Origin of the sequence: Paenibacillus sp. FSL H8-0282 (assembly GCF_037963825.1) — a bacterium.
Taxonomy (GTDB): domain Bacteria; phylum Bacillota; class Bacilli; order Paenibacillales; family Paenibacillaceae; genus Paenibacillus_AQ; species Paenibacillus_AQ odorifer.
The window spans coordinates 5,800,052-5,824,632 of record NZ_CP150146.1; the positions used below are offsets into that span (position 1 = coordinate 5,800,052).

14 protein-coding genes are annotated in these 24,581 nt (G+C 44.6%); 5 read left to right on the top strand and 9 right to left on the bottom strand.

Annotated elements, in window-relative coordinates; genetic code table 11:
* Window positions 1–41: 41 nt before the first annotated feature.
* Complete coding sequence (locus tag NST94_RS25140; RefSeq protein WP_339281406.1) at window positions 42–5,111, bottom strand: carbohydrate binding domain-containing protein; 5,070 nt, start codon at window positions 5,109–5,111, stop codon at window positions 42–44.
* A 306-nt stretch (window positions 5,112–5,417) separates the two neighbouring features.
* On the opposite strand from NST94_RS25140, the gene NST94_RS25145 reads away from it, so the two are divergent.
* Entirely contained in the window at window positions 5,418–6,437 is a 1,020-nt protein-coding gene (locus tag NST94_RS25145; RefSeq protein WP_076128026.1) for a LacI family DNA-binding transcriptional regulator, read from the top strand.
* A gap of 122 nt (window positions 6,438–6,559) precedes the next feature.
* Here the strand turns inward: NST94_RS25145 and NST94_RS25150 are convergent, their stop codons facing one another.
* From NST94_RS25150 to NST94_RS25160, 3 genes are all read right to left on the bottom strand, one after another.
* Complete coding sequence (locus tag NST94_RS25150; protein WP_076128027.1) at window positions 6,560–7,570, bottom strand: ketoacyl-ACP synthase III; 1,011 nt, start codon at window positions 7,568–7,570, stop codon at window positions 6,560–6,562.
* A gap of 131 nt (window positions 7,571–7,701) precedes the next feature.
* Window positions 7,702–8,412, bottom strand: coding sequence for a hypothetical protein (locus tag NST94_RS25155; RefSeq protein WP_175619000.1), 711 nt, complete (start codon window positions 8,410–8,412; stop codon window positions 7,702–7,704).
* Between the two features lie 1,016 nt (window positions 8,413–9,428).
* Entirely contained in the window at window positions 9,429–10,826 is a 1,398-nt protein-coding gene (locus tag NST94_RS25160; protein WP_256716121.1) for an MATE family efflux transporter, read from the bottom strand.
* Window positions 10,827–10,988: 162 nt separating this feature from the next.
* Here NST94_RS25160 and NST94_RS25165 point away from each other — a divergent pair, with 162 nt between their 5' ends.
* On the top strand, window positions 10,989–11,870 hold the full coding sequence (locus NST94_RS25165) for an AraC family transcriptional regulator (protein ID WP_076302405.1): 882 nt from the start codon (window positions 10,989–10,991) through the stop codon (window positions 11,868–11,870).
* A 77-nt stretch (window positions 11,871–11,947) separates the two neighbouring features.
* On the opposite strand, the gene NST94_RS25170 is transcribed toward NST94_RS25165, so the two are convergent.
* From NST94_RS25170 to NST94_RS25180, 3 genes are all read right to left on the bottom strand, one after another.
* Window positions 11,948–13,558: an extracellular solute-binding protein gene (locus NST94_RS25170; RefSeq protein WP_139329889.1), complete on the bottom strand. Its 1,611-nt coding sequence runs from the start codon at window positions 13,556–13,558 to the stop codon at window positions 11,948–11,950.
* 68 nt (window positions 13,559–13,626) lie between these two features.
* Complete coding sequence (locus NST94_RS25175; RefSeq protein ID WP_036685379.1) at window positions 13,627–14,520, bottom strand: carbohydrate ABC transporter permease; 894 nt, start codon at window positions 14,518–14,520, stop codon at window positions 13,627–13,629.
* Window positions 14,521–14,531: 11 nt separating this feature from the next.
* On the bottom strand, window positions 14,532–15,407 hold the full coding sequence (locus NST94_RS25180; RefSeq protein WP_094903677.1) for an ABC transporter permease subunit: 876 nt from the start codon (window positions 15,405–15,407) through the stop codon (window positions 14,532–14,534).
* Window positions 15,408–15,910: 503 nt separating this feature from the next.
* Between NST94_RS25180 and NST94_RS25185 the strand changes: the two genes are divergently transcribed.
* The gene (locus NST94_RS25185; RefSeq protein WP_076128035.1) at window positions 15,911–18,145 is read left to right on the top strand and encodes an AraC family transcriptional regulator; all 2,235 of its coding nucleotides are present in this window, start codon (window positions 15,911–15,913) and stop codon (window positions 18,143–18,145) included.
* An 86-nt stretch (window positions 18,146–18,231) separates the two neighbouring features.
* On the opposite strand, the gene gtfA is transcribed toward NST94_RS25185, so the two are convergent.
* Window positions 18,232–19,674 (bottom strand): sucrose phosphorylase, encoded by a 1,443-nt coding sequence (gtfA, locus tag NST94_RS25190; protein WP_280753844.1) that lies wholly within the window; start codon window positions 19,672–19,674, stop codon window positions 18,232–18,234.
* 371 nt (window positions 19,675–20,045) lie between these two features.
* Between gtfA and NST94_RS25195 the strand changes: the two genes are divergently transcribed.
* A complete protein-coding gene (locus NST94_RS25195; protein ID WP_076128039.1) occupies window positions 20,046–21,038 on the top strand; it encodes a LacI family DNA-binding transcriptional regulator in 993 nt (330 codons plus the stop codon).
* A gap of 200 nt (window positions 21,039–21,238) precedes the next feature.
* The gene (locus NST94_RS25200; protein ID WP_280753843.1) at window positions 21,239–23,008 is read left to right on the top strand and encodes an exosporium glycoprotein BclB-related protein; all 1,770 of its coding nucleotides are present in this window, start codon (window positions 21,239–21,241) and stop codon (window positions 23,006–23,008) included.
* Window positions 23,009–23,461: 453 nt separating this feature from the next.
* Here the strand turns inward: NST94_RS25200 and NST94_RS25205 are convergent, their stop codons facing one another.
* Window positions 23,462–24,574, bottom strand: coding sequence for a cysteine desulfurase family protein (locus NST94_RS25205; protein WP_076130477.1), 1,113 nt, complete (start codon window positions 24,572–24,574; stop codon window positions 23,462–23,464).
* Window positions 24,575–24,581 lie beyond the last annotated feature (7 nt).

Genomic DNA, 24,581 nt, shown 5'->3' on the forward strand with positions numbered 1-24,581 from the left:
AGTGCTCCTGTAAAAAGGAAAACACTGCCGTTTTTTCTCGTTTACCCTTCGATCAAGCTTACATCATCTAAATAAATTGTACTGCCCGCGCTAATTTCACTATTCGTCTCCGTACTATTCCCATCTATAAGCCCTAGCAAAAACACCAGATGAACACCAGCGTCTGTTGCCCCATTCATGGTAAAAGTGTAGCTGTATTCGTCCATATTCTGGGTCAAGGCTACAAGCTCAGCTTCCATACATTTGGTGTAGTCCCCGCCCTTATGCTCCACAGCTACCTGAATATTGCGGTTTACTGTAGAACGAGCTTTAAACTTCAAGGTGTACGTCTTTCCCTGAACGAGCTTGAGATTTTCGTAATCCACCTGTGCGCTATAAGGGGCTTGCCCGGTACCTGTTAAGTTGATAGCAAATTCCCCCTCTTGAACAGAAGCAGTTCCGATTCCGTCAAAATACTGGCTCCAGCCCGTTGCATCTACATCGAAGGTTCCATTATCCAGGGTACCGCTTGGCGGTGTTACTGGTGGACCCCCTTGTACCTCCCTGACCACAATATCGTCAAAAGAAATCGTATGCGGTGTACTGTTAGCCGCAGGATCAGCGCCCAGCGTTTTGCCGATCAGATAATTAAGCTTCAGCGGGTTGCTGTTCGACACCGTAAATTGTGCTGTATAAGTAGCCCAATCCGCATGAATATCAAACTTAGCTTGCGCGGAAGCAGCTGAAGTATTGGAGTATTCTAACACAATTTGGCGGGGAACCGTTGATTTTGCTTTGAAGCTCACCTCATATGTTTTTCCGCCCTCCAGTGGAATACCCTCTTGGAAAAATTGTGTATGCCACGCTTCCCATCCGGCCGACGTAATCAGGATTTCAGCTACGCCATCCTTCACATTAAACGCGGAGACGCCACCTTCTCCGGACCATGTAGTCCAGCCCGTCTTATCGCTGCCAAACGAACCATTGATGACTAGATTGTTATCATTAGCTAGAATAGTCTGCGCGACAGTTGCAGTAACATAATGTTCAGCCTCAACAGTAATGGTATAACTTCCTTCTGCCGGAAATACTGCTGCTTCAATTGTGATTTTTCCCGGTTCAATAGTGTACTGCTCTGCATTAAGTGTTGTACCGTTAACCTTTACCGCCATGATTTGATTCCGCCAATTTGCATTGTCGATAAAAGTAAGCTCAATCGGCTGCGAAACTCTGTTATTACTGCTGTCGCTCAGCAGCTCCTGCGGTTTGGCCGGTGCATTTTTGATCTCAAATTTCACATTGTCAATGATAATATCATGGTTTTGAGGAATACTAATCCCCTCAACCTTCCCAAGCAGGAATTTAAGAGACAATGTATCCTTGCTGCCTTGCCGGAATTCGAATCTGTAATGATTCGTCTCCGGCGTTACCTCCAGAATATTGCTGAACGAGGCCTGATACGTACCATTTTCTACGTTCACCCCGATTTTGCGGATTACGGTTGAACTGGCATCAAATTCAACCACATAATCCATTCCAGCAGCAGCTTTCAAGTTGTTCTGAAACAACATTACAGAATAAGCCTGACTGCCAGTATTCGTAATGCTAAATTTCGCTGCTCCATCTGCAACCGTAGCGCTGCTCTGACCACCCTGCTCTGTCAACAGGCGGTCCCAGGCGCTAAACCCAAAGTTAAATTCACCATTCAGGAGCGGGTAATATATTAGCGATGGATCAAAATAGAAGCTAGTACGTATCATCTGGAAGTTATCCAGAACGACTGTATCCGCTGCCCCGTTTAATAAAAATACGAATTGTCCTTCATGATCGGTTGCACCTGCAAGATTGATAAAGGTGGCTTTAATTTTTTGCTCACCTTCGCTTAAGCTAACCGGTTGTTCTGCCTGTACACTGCCGTCTTTTCCTAGTAGTTGGACCGTTCCTGTGCGTGCAGAGGAGACTGAAGCATTGAAGGTAACCTTGTAGTCCTGCCCTTGAATGAGCTGAATTCCCTTCTGAAGTAACCGAACCTCACCATTTTCACTGCCGCCAATCTGCAGCTTTAACTGACCATTGTCATTAACGCTTGATTCTACCGTGACACCACCAGCTGCTTCCGTATGCCAATAACTCATCCGATTGGGTTCGCCAATATCGAAAGTACCATTGTACAGATGATTACCGTTGGCCAGCGGTTCCTTCACACTATCATGCGGGAATTGAATATTCTCAATCTCTTCTAATCTGACATTACCAAACCATACCGGTGAAGTATTGGTACCCACGTTGAACTCGACGCGTGCAGCAATATCTGAGTTCTCCTTCATTTGAAACATCGTTTCGTAATGCGTCATCGCTGAAGTTAGATCTACCTTAAACGATGGAGAATACGCTGCAAATCCACGAGATTCTCCACCTGTTAACCGAACGCTCATACTGCGGGACATATCGGTTTTGGCATCGAAGCTGAGTTTATAGAACCTGCCTTTAGCTATAGATACGATAGCTTGGGGTTGAATCGAATAAAAATTCCCGCCGCCACTGCTGATATCTACCTTCACATAATTGCGCTCCCCAATAGGAACAGTAGAAACCGTAGCTTCAGCCCCTGCTTCTTTATAAAGTGCCCAATGTGCGGTATTTGGGATTCCCATACCGTCATCCCCCGGCACCTGCTCCGAATAATTGTTGTTATAGACCATGTTGCCGTCTGCCAGTGCAAGCTTGGAGCCTTCCGGATAGGCTTCCTTCTCCAGTGTAACTGGAATAGGCTCGCGGTACTCACGACCTGTCAGCTCGTAGACTCTAACGTAATCAATCTCCATCGATTTTGGAAATACGGTTTCGCTAGTCGGATCACCATCAAAGTTACCGCCTACGGCCAGATTCATCAGCAAATGGAACTTCTGATTAAACGGCGCTGGATACACATTATTGGCAGGCTGCCCATTGCTGATGCTGTACCAGTCATTTTTGGTCGAATATAATTCACCATCCACATACCAGCGAATTTCACCCGGCTCCCACTCAATAGAGTACGTATGGAACTGCTCAATCGTAGCGTTATCCGGAAATACATACTCTTTGCCGGAGTATACATTGTTCGGCGCCATACCGCCGTAATGAATCGTCCCCGCTACCGTGTTTGGACGACTGCCCCAGCCTTCCATAATATCAAGCTCACCGGAAGCAGCCCAAGTCCCGTACACATCGTTCTCCGGCAGCATCCAGATCGCCGGCCAGTACCCTTTTCCAGTAGGTGCTTTGGCCCGAATTTCAAATTTGCCATATTTTTTACTAAACAACCCTTTAGTCTTAATCCGTGTAGAAGTATATTGTTTGCCAGCTTTTTCTTCTTTGTGGGCCGTAATAATCAGGTTACCGTCCTGTTCCTTTACATTCTTCTCATCGTTGGTATACCACTGCTTCTCATTGTTTCCCCAACCTGGATTGTTGTATTGCGATCCATCTCCAAGGTCATAGGTCCACTTTGTGGCATCAATCTCTCCATCATCAAACTCATCCCCCCACACCAGTGTCCACGGATCAGTGGTTGGTGTGGCTGTTGGTGTTGGTGTTGGTGTTGGTGTTGGTGTTGGTGTTGGTGTTGGTGTTGGTGTTGGTGTTGGTGTTGGTGTTGGTGTTGGTGTTGGTGTTGGTGTTGGTGTTGGTGTTGGTGTTGGTGTTGGTGTTGGTGTTGGTGTTTCGATTGGCGTAGCAGTTGCCGTAGGTGTCGCCGTTGCTTCAGGTGTGGAGTTTGGTGTCGATATTGGACCTACATTCCCCGAACTGCTTGGCGCTGAGCTTGCTATTGGCAATGTTGTTTTGCCAGTGTTTCCTTTTTTTAATGCTACACCGCCAATCGTTACTCCATCGGCTTTGTTATCTATTGTGGTTACGCTTCCGCTGCCTTGAATTGTTGTACCTCCAGCGCTCGCAGATAGGATTAGTGCCGCCACTTGTGAATTGTTCTCCAATGTTAATTGGGCCGGATTTCCCAGAATAAGGCTGCCGACAGTTCCAAGGATTCTTAACAAAGAACCGCTGACTGCTGAGTCTGCCGAACGAACCGCTGCAAATGTTCCGCGAAGCGAAATATTGTGAGGAACGACATCCATCTCAACATCCCCAAACCCTGCCCCGGTAAGATCGCTGCTTTCTTCTAAGATTGCCCCAGATAGCAGCTGCACTGTACCCACAGCTGTCGACCCGCTGGCATAAATCCGAACCTTACCATTAGGCTTGGCTACTTGAAGCAGTCCAAGAGAAGTATGGTATAAGCCGATACTTTGCTCGCCGCCTCCCCGTACAAAAGTAGTCCCTGTTACCTTTACACCTTCAAGCTTTGCATTCCCGTCAGCTATCCCCTCGGTTAGATAAAGATTACCTTGGATGACCGTGTCTTTAAGAATCACATCAGCCCGATTAATGACTACATTGCCCTTAACTGTTCCTAGTGAAGTCTCTCCTGATTTCAGGAGGAGTCCCGAAACCATTCGATCAGCCAACTGAGCTAACTCTGCACGGGTGATCCCACCATCTGGCTTAAACAAACCTCCAGGATATCCTTTTACAAAACCTGCACTCGATAGAACAGCTATTGCTTTTGCGGTTTCATCGCTGACTCCGTTCAGATCGGTGAATGCTGCTGTACTGCTTTTGTCTGCATTGAAACGAAACACTTTCTCCAATGCTAACGCCGCCTCCGCGCGCGAAAGTGCTTTTGAAGGATAAATATTGTTCTTCTGATCACTGCTTAAATATCCAGCTGCAATCCCTTTGGCTATATCATTTTTATACCAGTCTGTAGCCTGGACATCAGCGGGAACCTTATCCGATTGCTCCTGATAATTAAATATACGATTCATAATAGCTGCGAATTCTGCCTTCGTGACTTCCTTACCCGGACGAAACGACCCGTCGTCATATCCGCTTATGATCCCATTTGCGCTCCAACGCTGTAATGGGCCTGCGGCCCAATGACTTGGAGATACATCGGTAAACGCTTTCAATCCATTGATTGGTTCATTTTCCACTTTCGTTGCCGCTGAAGCATTCATGCTCCCAACCGGTGATAGCAGCCCGGTGACAAGGAGCATAGCAGCAAGCGCTGCTGTGAAATTCCTTTTCATCCTAAACATCACTCCTCGAATTTCGTAATATTCGTAATTCAAGCGAAAAATCGAAATCGGTTTCGACAATGCTATTGTTGCTTAGTTTTCTATTTTTGTAAAGATGTAATTTTGAATTTTTTTACATAGATTATTTTGGAATAAATCTGCATAGTGAAATATATATTTGACTTGTTTCGGCAATAATAATAGACTGAAAATAATTGAATTTTCATTCACCCTATTCATAATAACTCGCAAATAACCGCTCTAGAACAGTCTTTTTCTCAAATTTCAACTATTTAGCGGAGGGTGGCTTTATTAACTATGAATATCAAAATGATTGCCGAAATGGCCGGCGTTTCTGTCTCGACTGTTTCGAAAATTATGAACAATTACAGCGATGTTTCCGAAAAAACCAAGCAAAGAGTTTTGGAGATCATCGAACAAACCGGATATTCACCTTCCAACTCCGCCAAGACACTCGCAACTAAGAAGTCGAATCTGATCGGGGTTATTTTTGCTGGCGAGCTTAATGTCGAATTTACCCATCCCTTTTTCGTAGAAGTGCTAAATTCCTTTAAAAAGCAGATGGGCGTTCTGGGCTACGATCTCATTTTCTTTTCCAACGAGAAATTCATCAGCAGCGGCGATTATTTCGCTCGATCTGTTCATTTTAATGTGGATGGATGTGTCATTATTTCCGGGCAAAAGATGGAGCCTACCATCCGCGATCTGGATATGAGCAGTATTCCTTGTATCGGGGTCGACCTTGAGCTAAAGGGCAAAAAATCTGGCTTTGTGATGTCAGATAACTTTCAGGTTTCTTCCAAGGTCGTGGAGCATTTTTATCTACTTGGCTATAGAGAGCTTGGATTTATCGGAAGTGCAGCGGATTCAGATATTTCTAACTTGCGGGAATCTGGATATGTCAAAGCTATTGAAAGCTTCGGCCTCACTTTGAACCGTCAGTGGTTTGTTCATGGCGACGATTTCTTTGAGCCCAGCGGTTATACGGCTATGCAGCAATTAATTCAAGCCGGAAATTTACCAAAAGCCATTTTTGCGGCTTCTGACTTGCTGGCTCTGGGAGCCATCCGGGCTTTGAAAGAACACGGCCTCAGCGTTCCTGAAGATATTGCAATTATCGGTTGTGACGACATTGAAGCCTGTAAATATACCAGTCCAAAACTGTCGACCATCCGCCAGAACAAAGAACGGCTTGGCATCCTCGCTGCTCATATGCTCTATGACTTGATTAACAATCAGTCTGGCGGTGGATCGTTTGTAGTGGAGCCTGTGCTTATTGTACGTGAATCCTGTGGCAGTCAATTAAATACTCAGTAATCAAAAAAAAAAGACAACAGCCAAGGTAAGCGGGTTTCCGCAAACGGCGTTGTCTTTTTTTGATTAACCGAAACGTTTCGTTATAAACATTCATTGGACATCAACTCACCAAATTCCACCTCTTAATATGGAGTAGGTATCCCTACCTGATGATCCAAATTCAACTCAATCAATTGCCCCGCCTGGGTCAATCCGGCACCAAAACCATACATCAGGATCTTTTGTCCATTTTGTACTTTACCCTCGCGGATGCCCAAATCGAGTGCTAAAGGAATCGTGGCAGCAGAAGTATTGCCGAAATTCACAAGACTGTGCAGCACCTGCTCCAGCGGATAATTTAATCGCTCACAAATTGGCTCAATCATGCGCATATTAGCGCTGTGTGGAATAAACCAGTCTACTTCCTCCAGAGTTACCTCCGCTTTTTCAAGCAGCTGTTGCACACCTAAAGGAACCGTTCTGACCGCCCAGCGAAACACTTCACGTCCGTTCTGTACCAGCATTTGTGTATCTACCAGCTCAATATTGTTTACAGTATGGGCAAGCCCCGTACGGTACACATGATGTGCCCCACCGCCATCACTTGCCAGCTGGAAGCCCAAAAATCCCGTCGACTGCTCATCACTTTCCACAAGTACAGCTCCCGCTCCGTCCCCAAAAAGAATACATGTACTGCGGTCAGTATAATCCGTAATCTTGGAGATCGTATCCGCACCAATAACCAGTACCTTACGATGCATTCCTGAAGCCACATAACTGTGAGCAGTATGCAGTGCATAGACAAAACCCGCGCATGCTGCGCTCAAATCCATAGCACCCGCAGTCTGTGGAATGTTAAAACGATTTTGAATCAAAGAAGCTACTGAGGGAAAGGAAAAGTCAGGTGTGCTCGTAGCTACCAGGACCATATCGACATCCTGAACGCTTTTTCCATAACGAGTCATAAGATCCTGCACAGCTGCTGCACATAAATCACTTGTATACTCATCCTGCCTACTAATTCGGCGCTCACGGATTCCGGTCCGTTGTACAATCCATTCATTATTTGTATCTACGATCTGCTCCAGATCGGCATTAGTCAGTCTTTTGGCTGGGACATAGGTTCCGATAGCGGTAATTTTTGCACCTGTCATTCCAATCACCTCTTCATTTAGTATCTGATATTAGTACTTGGTACTAATTATAACTCTGTGCCTGCTAAAAAGTAAAGAAGGCCGGTAAAGCATCTTAGCTTCCCGGCACTTCCTAAACCTTACGAACCCACTTAGAAACGTTTTCTATTACGCTGCTTTCTTTTTCTGACGAACAATATAATCGCAGTTACAATAACCACCACTAAAATGATAAGCACAATCACGATATTCCATACATTAGGCACATAAACCTGCATTTGAATTGGCTCTGTATCCGCTAGTGTAACATTCCAAGTAAGGGTTCTGCCGTCCTCCACATTTGCATTATTGTCTCCATATAAATCCACAGGTAACGTTAATTTAAAGTCGAAAGCCATGTTTTGTAAAAACGCCCGAATAATCGGCTTCGATAAGCTGAGCGATCCCATATTATCCATTATGGTGTCTATGTAACTATTTAATTTGGGCTTCGCCTCAACATCATATTTGGTATAAAACCAATAATCTTTGGTATCTAATTTCAGGTCCACAATATCCAAGTCACCAGAGAGTGCTTTCATTTCCTCAAAAGAGGCATAAGATTTCATGAATTCATAGACTGTAGATTTTCCATCTTGGCTTTTCTCTAGCTCAATCCCCTGATCTTTAAGTTTGTTTACCAGAGCATCTTCCATTTTTCCGCTAATCAACGCTTCTGCCCGCGAATTCACTTTCATATTCACTGCAAAATCTACGCTTCCATTCTTATTCACTGTGACATGCGCTGTTCCTTTAGAACAGCCTGATAATAGTACAAGCATTAAGAGCAGCCCTAGTAACGAAAACCCTCTCCATTTTGACAACAACATTTCCCTCAAACCCTTCACTAACATGTATTTATATAACGGCTACCCATTCTATAAAGGCTACCTCATTTATATCATAGAATCAAACTCTATATGAATGAATAATCAAATTTGAGGACCGTCAAACTTAAACTTTATACGCGCATAAAAAAGAGGCCCTCACAGAAGTAATTACTCATGAGGTAACCTCTTTCAAAAAAGCATCAGCAAATTTGATGTTACTTGGAGTGCTCGTTGTCGCTTGGGTGCACGACGTTACTCGGGATGCTTAATGTTACTTGAAGTGATCGACGTTACTCAGGATGCTCAATGTTACTTAGAGTGATCGTTGTCACTTGGGTGCACGGTGTTACTTGGACTTTCAAAGTTGTTTTCGGACCTCAGAGCCGTTATTTCCGCACAAACGCCTCTTTTCATGGGCTATCGGACTCCAGAGTCACTATTGGTGCAAAACGACCCCATTAGGAGCCATTTTACGAGGAATAGCGCCTCTCCAGTCCGAAACTATCCGTAAAAGGCTCTAAATTAGCAAATAGCGGCATCTGAGTCCGAAAGCACAACGCCCTACTGCCCCTAAACTAATCAATTTTCAAGCCACAGAGTTGCTCTATGTTACTTGAAGTGCTCGTTGTCGCTTGGGTGCACGGTGTTACTTGGGCTTTCAAAGTCGCTTTCGGACTCCAGTGTCACTATTGCCGCAAAATTACCCCTACATGAGCCATTTCACGAGGAATAGCGCCCCTCCAGTCCGAAACTAACCGGAAAAGGCTCTAAATTAGCAAATAGCGGCATCTGAGTCCGAAAGCACAACGTCATCCCTCCCGCAACCACCCCACTACCGCCCTCCCACAGCCTCCCTACTATCACACTACTGTCGCACTACTGTCGCACTACTGCAGCACTACTGCAGCACTACTACCACCCTACTGCCGAAACAAAAACACTACTCCACAAACAACGTCCTACTCTAAAACCACTCCATTGCCCATCAAGCTGGGCTTATAGAGTCCCGCTTATGTGGTTAACGAGGCGCTTCTTTTTCCCGCTCCATGTAGTGAAGCATTCTCTTCACTCAAGCCGGTGTCCGCTTGGCGGAGAACCTTTCGCCCCCTCCAGCGCGCCAAAACAAGCAAACCTCTCACCAATTCGTCGGCTATCATACAACAATAGATACCTATGAGTCCCCAGCCGACGCTGATTCCTAACCAATAGGAGCAGCCCACGCCAATGAGGGACATAGACACGATGGAAGTATACATCGTATAACGCGTATCCCCGATGGCATTCAGCGCGTTGCCGAGGGCCATATTCAGCATTTTGGAGGGCTGAAGCAATAGATTTAGAGCTAACAAAGAAACCCCGATCGCAATAATTTTCGGATCAGATGTGAAATAACCGAGCAGCTGTTTTCCGAACAAGAATAATAACAACATGTTAGCTGACACAATGCTCAAACCAATAAAGAGTGTACGATACGCACTGCGATAAGCTTCTTTCAGTTTGCCTGCTCCGAATAAATGAGCAATCTGTATCTGCCCCGCCAGCGCAAAAGCATAACCAAGCGTGAAGCAAAAGGACTCCAAGGTGTTAAGATACGTGCGTGCTGCTAACGCTTCGGCTCCAAGTGCAGCCAGAAAGGAATACACAATAAGCTGGGAGAATACCCAACAGGAAGAATTGATCCCCAGCGGCCAGGCAATCTTCAGAATTTGCTTGAACAGCTTCCCATTGAATATACGGAAATCTCTAAGTCTAACCTTGATTTCGAAAGAACGCCGGAATAAGGAATAGAGAATAATCACTCCGACCAGTCTACTGACAATACTGGAGATCGCGATGCCCGCAAGGCCTAGCTGTGGCAGACCGAATACACCAAATATAAAAATATAGTTCAGAATTATATGGATGACATTGATTATAATCCCTGTGTACATCGGCCCTTTGGTATTCCCTGTGTTCCGGATAGCGGTACCGAGGGAAGCAATCATTCCGACCATAAAAAGTCCACCGCCGACGTAGGAGATATAGACATTGGAAAGTGACAATAGCTCAGGTGCTATATTTAGAACCCCACCAATAGGGCCCGCATAGAAAAACAATACAATACTCACGACAATCCCCAACACGAGGCTAACCGTTACCCCCATAATAGCAATCGTGCGCGCTTCACCAAAACGTTTGGAGCCCATTCTCTGTGCGATCAGAATCCCCGCTCCACCCGCAAATGTTGTAAAAAGTGTGGTCAATGCACCGAACAATTGATTGGAAATGCCGACTACGGCGACTGCATCATCAGAGATACGGCTGACCATTAATGTATCTACCGTACCCAGCAGAGTCTGTAGAAATACCTCTATAAATATAGGCCAAGCCAATACCCAGAGTCCAAAACCCTGTCTTTCTTTTTTCACTATACAAACCCTCCTCGTAAACCATACCTATAGACTTAGCCTAAAAAATAACATCTTTATTCATTAGGTCAGACTAAATTATAGATGATATACTTTGGATGATGGTACAGATTTCAAACCAATTATTACATTATTCCAACCTCACTAAAAGGAGCTTCTGACATGAACATCTTGAACTTCACCGTTCCTCCGTTGCTGTACTACATTGTGAGCGGATTCCATACTTTCTCCCCCGGCCATTATCATATGAGCCGCCATAATACCCGGGTGTTCGATATGCTTGTAGTTAAACAAGGCTGTTTATATATGAGTGAAGGCGGTCTCCCTTTTCAAGTAAAAGCGGGTCAGGCGCTCTTGCTTCGTCCAGACAGCCATCATTTCAGTACGGATAGCTGCAAGGAATCCACCTCTTATTATTGGCTGCATTTTCAAACGGTGGGCGACTGGAATATGACCGAGGATACGGCTGCTGCGCTTGAGAAAGATAACGTCAAAATAGAGAACTCCCTACAATCTGACGAATTTGATATCCGGCCGTTTAGCTTACGCTTGCCTCAATATACAACTCTGCTACAGCCGTCCAAGATGGAAGAACTGCTCTCGCAGCTGAATCAGCTTGTGCCTAATTCCCATTTAAGCGATACTCCATTTCAGCAGCAGCTGTTGTTTCAGGAGGTTATTCAGCAGTTATCCGCCTCCCTCAGCCATGAGCGCCCCTCGCCCTCCAAAATATGTGCAGAGCAAGCGGCCTCCTATTTACGCAGCCATTTTCGTGAGCATATCACTGCGCAGCAGCTCGGGGAAAGTCTAAGCTTTCACCCTGTATATATCGCTCGTTGCATGAAGAAGGAATACGGCTGTGCGCCGATGGAATATCTGCTGCATTATCGGATTCAGCAAAGTAAACTTTTGCTGATGCAGACTAGCTACACGATTGCCCGTATAGCCGAGGAAGTCGGCTTCAATCAGGCCCCTTACTTCAGCTCCAGCTTTATTCGAATAGAAGGAACCACTCCACGGGAATTCCGTCAACGTTTCTCGTAAATCTGAGTACGTTAAAGAACACAAAAAAAGGGATGCTCCCTGCCATTAGGCTTAAGGAACATCCCTTGCTACTTTTATTATTTCAAACCCTTCTCCTGCACATAAGCATCCCATTGCTTGATATATTCGGTCTGAATTTTTTCAAGGCCGGCTTGCTTAGCCTTTTCCATAAAGGTGGCTAAACCCGCATCAACATCCTCTACTAATCCAGCTTGCAATGGATACAGGTATTGCTTTTCCACCTGCTCTAGTGCTGCTTTTTCCGCCTGATAGGAGGTATAATCCTCAGCAAAACCTGTGAAAATATCCGGCTTCTGAATTTTGTCGAGCTCAGCGAAAATTTCCTTCACGCCATCATAGGATTTATCAAATAGCATGAACTCCGGATTCCGCCAGGCCCAGCCATTCATTCCCTCGCGTGTAAAACCGTTCGTTGAAGCATCTCCAATAAGTTCATAGTAGCCGTTCGCATCAATTTTATAGTTCTTTCCTTCCACACCGTATTGTGTCAGCTGATTATAACGTTTATCCATGACCATTTTTTCATAGAAGGCCAGTGCACGTTCAGGGTTCTTGCTGCTCTTCGGAATGGCGAAACCATTATGAATAGGATGAACTGGTGTTGCATAACCAATGGTATTGCCATAAGGATAGTAACCTAGATCCCAATCCGGATGTGCTGCTTTCACCTTCATCAACGTATCGTTGAAGCGAGTCGGATTATCTCCAAAGATGCTTGCTGCCTTGCCCGCGATAATCGGAGCCTGGATGGTATCCTTCAAGTTCAGGACGTTTTTGGAAATCAATCCGTTTTCCTGCCAGCGTCTCATCGTCAGCAGCTCTTCTTTATGTTCCTCCGAGCCCCAATACAGATAAGCTTTTGAAGGATCATCGTACTTAATACCAATACCATAAGGCAGCGGACTGCCGACCTGTGCGGTAAGTGTTGAATATACATCATGAATGTTACCTCTTACATCACTGTTAAAAGAAGCAGGTGACATCTGCGGTTCATTTTTCTTGATTCCTTCCATGTATGCTTCATAGCTAGCCAGATCTGTCGGCTGAGGCAGATTGTATTTCTTGCGCAGATCCTCACGCCATACGAAGCCGTTCGTTACATACTCCTTATAAGTCGCTGGAACGGTGTAAATCTTGCCATCAATCTTCACAGCATCCCACATTTCCTGTGGTACGAATTGCTGGAGCTCTGGGGCAGCTTTGGGCAGCAGATCATCTATAGCTAAAAAAGCTCCCTTTTTCGCATAAGCCTGATATTGTGTCCAGTCCGCAGTGAAGATCAGATCGATTGATTGACCCGACGACAGCAGCAGCTTATATTTCTGATCCCAATCTGTCCAGGTTGTATAGTTGAATTTAACGGTTGCATTCAGATCCTCTTCGGCCATTTTGTTAATTTCCGCTTCAATGCTTGAGAGGTCCTTCGGCGCATCGCCTAGCATATAGAATTGCAGCTCGACCTTTTTGGAAGTGTCCAGTCCGGTCTTCTCCTCCGTCCCTGCGTTCGTACTTTGTGCTGTGTTTCCTCCGCTATTACTCTCTTTTACCGCCGCATTGTCTCCGTTTGCAGAATTAGAATTCCCCCCGCAGCCTGCCAGCAGCGTCAAGCCCAGTACTGACGTAAGCAGAATAGACATGCGTTTGCCCCGTTGTTTATTCATCTGAATCCTCCCTTTTCACTATGCTTCTATGTTAGCCGACTGTACCTTAACCCGGTAGTGGGCAGGTTGCGGTTCTAACCTTTTACAGCGCCGATGGTTAGGCCTTTGACAAAATAACGCTGAACGAACGGGTACAGAAAAAGAATAGGTCCCGTCACGACAATTGCCATCGCCATTTTGGTAGACTCAGCAGGGACCTCCGTAGCCAGTGACACCCCGGTTCCCGCCCCCATCTGTGCGATAAACTGTGCTGAATTAATAACATTGTACAGATAGAATTGCAGCTGATATTTATGCGTATCATTGATGAACAGTGAAGAGGTGAACCAGTCATTCCAGTAATACAAAGCCAGAAACAAACCGACTGTAGCGATGCCCGGCATGGAAAGCTTGAGTACAATCTGCCAGTAAATCCGGAAATCACCGGCCCCGTCTATTTTGCCAGAATCGAACAATTCCTCAGGAACTGCTGATTTGATGAAGTTTTTCATTAAAATGATCAAAAATGGCGTCATCAGACCTGGAAGCACTAGTACCGCATAGGAATCCAGCAGACCGAGGTATTTCGTAATCATGATGTACCACGGGACAAGTCCTCCCCCAAACAAAGTCGTAAAGTATATATAGAAGGAAAAGCTATTTCGATATTTAAAATCTTTACGCGCCAGTACATAACCCGCCATAGTCATGAAAAAAAGTCCCATTACCGTTCCAATCGCAGTTGTGCTGACTGTGACCGCATATGCCCGCAGCACCTCATCCGGGAAGATGAATACCGTCTTGTAGCCCTCCAGTGAGAACTGTGCCGGAATCAGATGATAGCCATCGCGAATAATGGACTCATTGCTGGTCAAAGACGCAGAGATAATTAGCAAAAAGGGCAGCAGGCAAGCGATCGATAAGCCAATAATGACCACATAGGCAATCCAATGAAGCATTCGCGTATATTTATCCTTTTGAATTTTCATTTCTTATCCTCCTAGAACAGGGCGTAGTCATCGTTTATTTTGCGGATAATGTAGTTGACCGTCATAATGAGGACGAAGCCGAACAAGGATTGATAGACCCCGGCAGCCGTTGCCATGCCCACATCAAAGGTTACTTTAAGCGAACGGTATACATAGGTATCAAGGATATCCGTCGTATTGTAGAGCAGCCCGTTATTGCCTATTAATTGATAGAAAAGATCGAATTGGCCCTTCATAATACTCCCGAGCGCAAAGAGCAGCAGCACCACAAAGGTTGATTTCAGCATCGGCACCGTTATATACCAAATCCGTTGGAAAATATTAGCGCCATCAATTTTGGCCGCTTCATAATATTCGTCACTAATCCCCGTAATCGCCGCCAGATAAATCACCATGCTGTAGCCAAGATTTTTCCATAGATAAAAGATAATGATCAGAAAGATCCATGCCCAAGGTTTACTGTAAACGTCGACCGGATCAAGGCCAAATTGGGTAAGCATTGTATTTAAGAAACCGCTGTCATAATTAAACAAGTTGTAGACAATTACGCTGAGAATTACAAAGGATACAAAGTAAGGCAGAAACATTACCGATTGGCTAATCTTTTTAAACCATTTTCCATTGAGCTCACTCAGCAGGATCGCACAGACAATTGCCAGCACATTCCCTAGTACAATAAAAGCAATATTGTATCCTATCGTGTTCATCGTGAGCTTCACCAGCGTACCGGATCTCCAGAGGAACTCGAAATTCTGTAATCCCACAAACTTGGAGTTGAACATGCTGCTGTTGAAGTCGAATTGAGTGAACGCATAATAGATGCCTACCATTGGAAAATAGGAATTCACCAGAAAAAAGATCAAGGTGGGCAGCAGCATCAGAAACATTACCCGATTGTGCACCAGCTCATACAACAATCCTTTCTTCTTTCTTGTCGTTCGTAAGCGTGCTCTACCATCAGTCTGGATGCCAAGTTCGACGTTTGAAATTCCTTTGGATGAGGTTTGGCTCAAGATCTCTCACTCCCCTTAATATAGAAACTGCATAATTCCACTATAGGGGGATTCTTCTGAACACAGAAGTGAAGCTTACAAGCCTTACTGCACAAACTGGCGAAACAGGAACTGAACAATCAGGATGTTTATGTAAAAGTCTTCGGAGACCCACTGAGCTTCTCAAGCTTCGCTAACTCCTTATAATCCTTGTAGAAAAGACTGTTTTGTACACGAATATTTAATTTGTTCACTCCCTTCAGATTGGAAAAATGCAGGATTCTAAGGTTGCTCCACTGTTCTGTTCACTCTTGGGGACTTATAATAAAGGAACTTCATAATATGAATTCATCCAGAGTCTTGTCCGAGTAAGTCATATGATGATCAGGGGGGACGGTATGAAGAATAATGATCTACGGAGAAAAAGACTACTGTATGGCAAGCTGCTCACCACCATAACCCTGTGCATATCGTTAACCCTTCTTATCTCTACTTTTGTTTACTATACGTACTATATCGGCGTCGAGAAGACGCAAACCTTTCGCTCCGATCTAAGGGATCTGACCCAGACTGGCAAAAAAGTGGTCAACATGGCTGAAGTCGCGCAAACGCTTTCATTTCAACTGTATCGAACCAGCACGATTTCTCATCTGTTGTTCTACAACAAGCCCTCTATTTATGAGGTAACCGCGGCGATGTCCGATCTCGGAAACTACTTAAATTCCATGCCTTATATTGAATCCATCTATGTATATAATCCGAATAATGACACGGTTTATATTTCGGCAGCACAGGGCCAGAATGGCGTATTCACCACCCGCGAACTGGTGGACACTGAAATTATTCAGATGCTGAATCATTATCAGGATTACAAAACATTTACGCCGATTCCGCGAACCTATTCCATAGATGAACCTGAGAAAAAAACCATCTCAGTCTATACTTACCTTTGCTATGATGCGATCAATTGGGACCGCTCTATTAACTCTGCGGTTATTGTTAACATATCCGCGGCTTGGATCAATAAAGAACTGGCTAACGGCAATACACCCGGTAGTGGCAGTACCTACATTTTGGATGACCAAGGCCGTTTTCTGTCGGGGAATAAGCTGACATTGGAGAAGCTCTCCGGGGATGAAAACAGTTGGCTGGAGCATCAAGTAAAAGCACGTTCTGCCGGCTATTTTACTGCCCCTTTTAGAGGGAATAAATCACTGGTGTCCTATACTTCGCCCGATTCGCTTGGCTGGCAATATGTGCGCATTACTCCTTATGAGGTAATTACTGAACAGACCAATCATATCCGCAATACTACGCTTCTGATTTCTTTAATTATTTTATTGTTCGGTCTTGTTATTTCTAGGGTACTGTCCAAACGGCTTTATCTGCCGATTGATTCGATCGTAAGCCGAATGAACACCCTTGAGGCAGATAAACGCAACAGTATGTTTACGATCAGGCAGAACTCATTACGCAATCTGGTGCTTGGCATTAAATCTCCTCATAACAGCCGGCAAAATGATGTTCAACAGCTGGGTATTTCTTTTAATTTAAACGAGGGCTACCGGCTAGTATTACTACGCATTGATGAGTACGAAGCTCTGCGAAAGGAACGAGGCTCTTATCTCCTTCCGTACAAGTTTGCCATCATGAATATTGCCTCAGAGATCTGTGGACAGACTTATCAGGTGGAAACTGTAGATATGAATGACGATAGTGTGGTCATGTTGCTTAGCAGCATGACCTCCACTGAGCATCTGGATACCGAGCTGATTGAAGTGCTGCTGCGGCAGATCCGTGTGGCCTGTTGTGATTATTTAAAAATCGGACTGTCGTTAGTGTACAGCCCTATCAGTGATAATCCAGATGTACTAAACCGGCTGTACAGTCAGGCCAGAGAAGCTTCCAAACATAGACTGTTTTATGGTCATGGCAGCCTGATCAATGCTGAGCGCATTAGCGAGCTTCAGAACAATCTTTACTCCTACCCGGCTGACAGCGAAAAAAAGCTGGTCGATGCGCTCACAAGTGGCAGAACAGACGAAGCCCGCAGTCACTTCTCCGAAATGGTACGTGAAATGGAGCAATATCCCTATCATGTGCTGGAACTTACTGTTTCAAGGGTGACGCTAACGATTAAACGAATTGTCGATAACATCAAGAAGCTTAGTCCTACCCCCACCGAAGGGATGATGGTGATGCCTTCGCTTGAACATTATGAAACAATAGAAGAATTTGAGGCAGCTTTTTACCAGCTTTTTGATCATATTCAGGAATTCCAAGCGGATAAGCGCAGCTCCAAGCAAAGCGATCTAATCCGGCAAATTAACCAAACCATTCAGCAATCTTACATGGACCCTTGCTTAAGTCTGAACCAAATTGCCGATGAACTTAATATGTCTCCAATCTATGTCAGCAGACTTTATAAGCAGCAGACCCTAACCACTATTGTGGATGTCATCATGGAGGTACGGATGAAGGAAGTATGCCGCCTGCTTGTAGAGAGTGATTTATCGGTATCGGATATTGCTGAAGTAACTGGCTTCACCAGCAGTTCTTATCTCCACCGGATGTTCAAACGCAACTTCAGCCTTACACCAATAGAATTCAGACGGACCAAAAACAGTTCATAACATGAATCACCTATCCCCCAAAAAGAAAGGTGCTCCAGCAGCCATTACATTGGCCTTTGGAACACCTTTCGATATCAAAGGAAATATTAAAATACCTTCGCAATATTTGCTTCATTCTCACCTGCAAGAATGGTGTATTCTTTGGTCAACAGATTAGCTTCAAGCTTCGCCACACTGTTTTCATTTTTCCAAGTGATGTTCAGCTCATTCTCACTACCTTGTTCAATCTTGATCTCACCATTAAAAGCTGGACAGCTATTTCTGAATTTCAACAATGCGAACAGCTTTTGAACAACAGGACGTTGTACCTCAGCAGCAATTTCATCTTTAGCATAATAATGGCGGTTAATATTGCGTCCTTCTTTTGTGCTTTCGAGCAGCTCAATATCATTCTCGCCAGCGAATAGACCTACATAATAAATCTGTGGAATACCAGGGGCGAAGCACTGAATAGCTCTGGCCAAAAGATATGCCTGATCATCATTGCCAAGTGCAGAATAATAAGTGCAGTTAATTTGATAAATATCCAGATTATTATAAGCGGCGGAGCTATATTTTTTCTTAACATTTGCTCCTTGACTATATAGGCTTTCTCTGGTCATCTCAGCTTCTTCGTCGGTCATCAGATCCTTAACATCCACTACGCCAATGCCGTCATGTGTATCCAGGGTAGTGAATTGTTTTCTCGGACAGATTTCCAGCCAATGCGCAAGCCGATTTACTTTTCCACTGTATAGAGCATGTAATACCAACATTGGCAGGGCGAAATCATAGACATAATAATCCTTGTCTGCAATCTTCAATTGAATGCTGTAATGCTCATGGATTTCCGGAAGAACAGTTACGCCATAAGGCTCCACTACTTCTTTAGACAAATTTAACATTTCCCAAATATCCGGTTCTACGAAAAAGCAGTTGGTACCCATCTTTTTGTTGGCATAGGCAAAAGCGTCCAGCCGGATAATCGATGCTCCTTTATCAGCAAGGAAGGTCAGATTGTCTTTTACGAATTTCTTCGTAGTTTCCGTAGTCACGTCCAGATCGATCTGCTGCTCATCAAACGTACACCAAACCTTTTCCTTCGTCCCGTCTTTAAAAGTAACCTCTACGTATGGCGCCCGCGGTTTACGTTTATAAATTAAATCCACATCAACCTCAGTTGGTTCACCGTTAGGCCAGAAATCCTTGTAACGAATAAATAAATCCTTGTATTGCGATGCATCCTTCTTCTTAAGGAAATCTTGAAAGTATGGAGACTGCTGTGAAATGTGATTGATCATGAAATCATACATCATGTAGAACTTCTCGCTCATCTCTTCGATTTCCGCCCAGTCGCCAAAAGCCGAATCAACCTTGGTATAATCCATCGGAGCAAATCCCCGGTCGCCCGAAGAGGGGTAAAACGGCAATAAATGAACCCCACCCACGACTCCTTGCAAGTGTGTATCCAGTACTTCGTTTAGTTCTTTTAAATTGTTTCCCATGCTATCTGCGTAAGTGATAAGCATAGCTTCATTTTTAATCTGCATATTGGCGTTCTCCTTCTATTTCAATTTATACACCCTTGCTCATAAGGTCTGAGAAATCATCAAACTAATGCAACTTATGAAAGCGTTCTCCTAACAATCTTGTTCCTCCCTAGATGAAGGTTTATTCAAAACCAATTTTATAGATGCGCAAATAATATGTCAAACGTTTTCATATAATTAAATCAATGAAATATAGGTATAATGATTAATGTTTAATATTATATCCAAATATTTGTGGTAACGTATAACATACCTATTATAACTATCAGAAACTATCTATGCTTTTACAATTGTTAGTCTCGATTAGTGTCAACAATCCAAGAAAGTTGTAGAATATAGATTAGAGCATTTTATGAAACGGGGATGAGGGTATGGCAAGTATTAAAGATGTTGCCAAGGAGGCGGGCGTTGCTGTAGCTACCGTGTCCAGAGTAATGAACAACCGGGGATATATCAGCAAAGAGACGCGTAAAAAAGTTGAAAAAGCGATGGACGCCTTAGATTATCATCCTAATCAAATCGCCAGAGCCTTACAGAAGAATCAATCCTTTTTTATTGGGATTATTGTTCCAGATTCGAACCACCCTTTCTTTTCCGATCTCATCAAGTATGTTGAAATGAGTGCTAATGAAAAAAACTATAAATTGCTAATATGCAATTCTCTTGACGATCCTGAGAAGGAAGCCAACTATATTAGCATGCTTCGCCAGAATCAAGTAGATGGCATTATCATGTGCAGCCACACCATGAATATTGAAAGCTATAAAAAGGTCCCTTTCCCTATTGTCTCTTTTGACCGTTTTATTTCTTCCAATATCCCTTGTGTGGGATCGGATAATTACCGCGGTGGTGAGCTAGCTACCGAACATTTGATACAGCTGGGCTGTAAACGGCTGCTACATATCTCCGGCCCGCTAGATCTGGATATTCTAGCGAATCGCCGTCGGGATGCTTTTGTCATCACAAGTATGAAACATGGTGTAACTTACGATATTATCGAAGGCGCGCACAACAAGCTTACCTTTGATTATTTTTGGTCCTTTGTCACCGAAAATATCTCTCCGGCCCAACTTCGAGAATATGATGGAGTATTCTGCAGTAATGATATTGTGGCTTATGCTTTATACATTTATGCTGAACAGCAAGGCATTCGAGTGCCCGAGCAACTGAAAATCATCGGTTATGATTACCACAGCTTTACCCGCATGCTTCAGAGTCCTAAATTGACTACCATTATGCAACCTAGTGATCGGATCGGGGTCATGCTGACCAATACTCTCCTGCAAATGATCGAAAGTGCTGACGGAGAGCTAATCAATAATACTACTGTAGACGTAACTCTTATTAAGGGAGAGACTACTTAACATATCTATTAAAAAGGTAGACTACCGTAATTAGCGGTGGCCTGCCTTTTTTGTATTACTTCATTAATAACGACTTTCAGGAATAACGGCTTTTAGGGCAATTTTTGTAACCACTTCCGCTTCTCAGAATATGCTGATTGGGCAGGTTCCCATTTTTTAAAGGAATGAACAGGAGAAGTTCAAGGAGGAGATATAGAAATATGCCTGATTACAGACCATTTAAAGGCGATGCTATCCTAAACAAGCATGGAAGGATCAGCAGTCCTATTAGAAAGAGGGAGTGTAACGCACTATTAAAAATAGTCACTGATCTCTCTGCAGTGGTGCCCCCCGTACTTACGAATCCCACAACACTTCATATTGCCAATCTGCAAAGAGTGTTAAGAGAACTATTGGAATTCTTGCATACCTCTAAGTTATGCAGCCCTTTTAGAACTGAGCTACTTTCTGTAGTAGAGATAACCATTGTATCGACCGAAGTCAGTCCCTTCTCTGTCGTAAGCGTGGGCACCAATCTTCAACTGTTGTTAGCTGAGTTATTATCTTTTATTCTCGCCACGAAGATTGACTCTAATTGTAAAGATCAGTTGATTATTCAGATCAGACATATTCAAGCTTCTATTACACAAGCAATTGGATTACCTATTAAAGGTGTGACTGGACCTCAAGGGCCACAGGGACCCCAGGGTCCGCAAGGAGCGCAAGGGGTTCCGGGCGCAAAGGGAACCACAGGGGCAGGGCTGCAAGGAATTGTTGCTTTTAATCCTGCACTAAGCCCTACTTATCCAGCAGGTCAAGTAGTAACCTTTAATGGCAGTACCTATATTGCTATTGTTGCTGGACCAACGGGAACACCTGGAAGTTCACCAGACTATTTATTAATTGCTGGTGGCTCCACAGGCCCCCAAGGACCGCAAGGACCACAAGGCCCTCAAGGCCCTCAAGGAACGCCTGGACTTCAAGGACCTCAGGGTCCGCAAGGGGTAGGGCTGCAAGGAATTGTAATCTTTAATCCTGCACAAAGTCCTACTTATCCAGCAGGTCAAGTAGTAACCTTCAATGGCAGCACCTATATTGCTACTGTTTCTGGACCTACTGGAATACCTGGCAGTTCACCAGATTACTTGTTAATCGCTGGTGGTGCGATGGGACCTCAAGGACCACAGGGTGTGCAAGGGATTCAAGGACCAACAGGTGCGCAAGGACCAGCGGGTCCAGGCGTAGGAGCAACTGGAGCGACGGGCTCGACTGGTGCTGCCGGCTTGGCGGGCCCTGCTGGTACAACGGGCGCGACGGGCGACCCGGGCGCGGTCGGCGTTGCCGGAGCTACGGGGGCAACGGGCGTGACGGGTGATCCGGGGGCGGTCGGCGTTGCCGGAGCTACGGGTGCCACCGGTGATCCCGGCGCGGTTGGAGCTACTGGCATTACCGGAGTCACTGGTGCAACCGGTAACGGTGCAATTATTCCGCTGGCATCCGGAGGACCTATTATTATGACCACGGTTTTGGGTGGTTTGGTTGGAACAACAAGTCTTGTAGGCTTCGGAAGTTCAGCCACAGGCATTTCGCTTGTTGGCGGTAATATTGATTTGACAGGTACTCTCCTTGGACCGCTTATCAACTTTGCATTCTCAACTCCTCGAGCAGGAGTAATAACTTCCATTGCTGCTTACTTCAGTAATACCATAGCTTTATCGCTGCTTGGTACTACGATAAATGTAACAGCACAGTTGTACCAATCGACCACACCAAATAATACATTTACTCCTATTCCAGGCGCAACAGTCCCACTTCCACCTATCACCGGTACTATTAATCTTGGAACTTTTGTCAGCGGAATTACGAATGGTATCAATTTTACTGTAACACCACAGACACGTTTGCTTATGGTATTCTCAGCCACCGCTACAGGTCTTACCCTTGTAAATACAGTCACTGGTTATGCAAGTGCTGGCTTTACGATTGTATAATCACTAAAAAAAGTTAAAAAAAGCATCTGCGATTCCTTTTGAAGGAGGTGGCAGATGCTTTTTTTGTAATATGCGGATTCAACTCTTGATCTTTCGGACTCAGATGACGCTATTCGTTAATTTATCACTGTTTAGAGAGATTATCGGACCTGAGAGGCGCTATTGGGCAGAAATGGTGCTCAGTAGTGTCTATTTTGTACTAATAACGCCTATGGAGTCCTATAGCAACTCAAAAATAGGAAAATATTGCAAATAAGAGCGCCTGAGTCCGATAGCGAGTCCGTTCACTGGGAGCCATAGTCCGTTCACTGGGAGCCATAATCCGTTCACTGAGATTCATAGTCCGTTCACTGAGAGTCATAGTCCGTCCACTGGAAGTCAAAGTCCGTTCACTAGGATTCACACTTTGTCACTGTTTGCAAAAACGAACCTCACAACTAATACGATTTCAGCTTATAACAAATACACCTTCAGCTTATCGATGACCTCATCGATTTCCGCTGTAGTCGTATATCGTCCCACACTAAAACGAACCGCTCCCCGTCCAATATTCTCCGACACATGCATAGCCTTTAAAACAGGCGAAATCAACGTTTCACCGGAATGGCACGCTGAGCCAGTTGAAGCCGCCACAGCTTCCAGGGAATCGATGATTTCATGACCCACTGCTCCAAGAAAACTAACGTTAAGGGTGTTAGGCAAGCGCTTGTGTTTATGACCATTCAAATGAATTTTTTCGCCAAAAGACTCCTGCAGTCTTCCATAGAAATACTCCGTAACTTGCTTAACTCTTTTTCTAGAATCAGAGTCAGCAGCAAGCTCACAGGCTTTTCCTAAGCCAATAATGTAGGGTGTATTTTCTGTCCCCGCTCTTCGCCCCTGTTCATGGCCCGCACCGTGTATCAAAGGCTCAATGTGAATGCCGTCCCGAATGTACAGTGCTCCAATGCCTTTGGGCGCATATAATTTATGGCCTGCAAGCGTTAGAAAATCCACCCCTAAATCCGCTACATCGAGGTCTACTTTTCCCGCAGACTGTGAAGCATCTGTATGAATAAGAACACCCCGTTCGTGGCAGACCTCAGCTATTTCCTTGATCGGCTGGATCGTGCCCGTTTCGTTATTAGAGTGCATGATGGAGACCAGAATGGTTTGGTCCGTGAGCTGCTTTTTCACATCGTCAACCTGCACCAATCCATACGAGTCAACTGGTACATAAGTCAGGTTGTATCCCATCTGCTCCAGGTACTGACAAGGTTTAATTACCGCTGGATGCTCAATAGCAGACAGGATAATGTGATTACCTTTATGGCGATACGTTTGGGCTACTCCTTTAATGACAGTATTATTAGACTCACTACCCCCACTGGTAAAAAGCACCTCACCCGGCGCACAATTCAGGAAATCAGCCACCTGTGTTCTTGCCTGCTCTATTCCGAGTTTAGCTTCCCGCCCCAAAGAATGACTGCTTGAAGGATTCCCAAAATGACCGTAAAGATAAGGGATCATAACCTCTGCTACTTCCTTATCTACTGGTGTTGTAGCGTTGTAATCTAAATAGATCATATTAAGT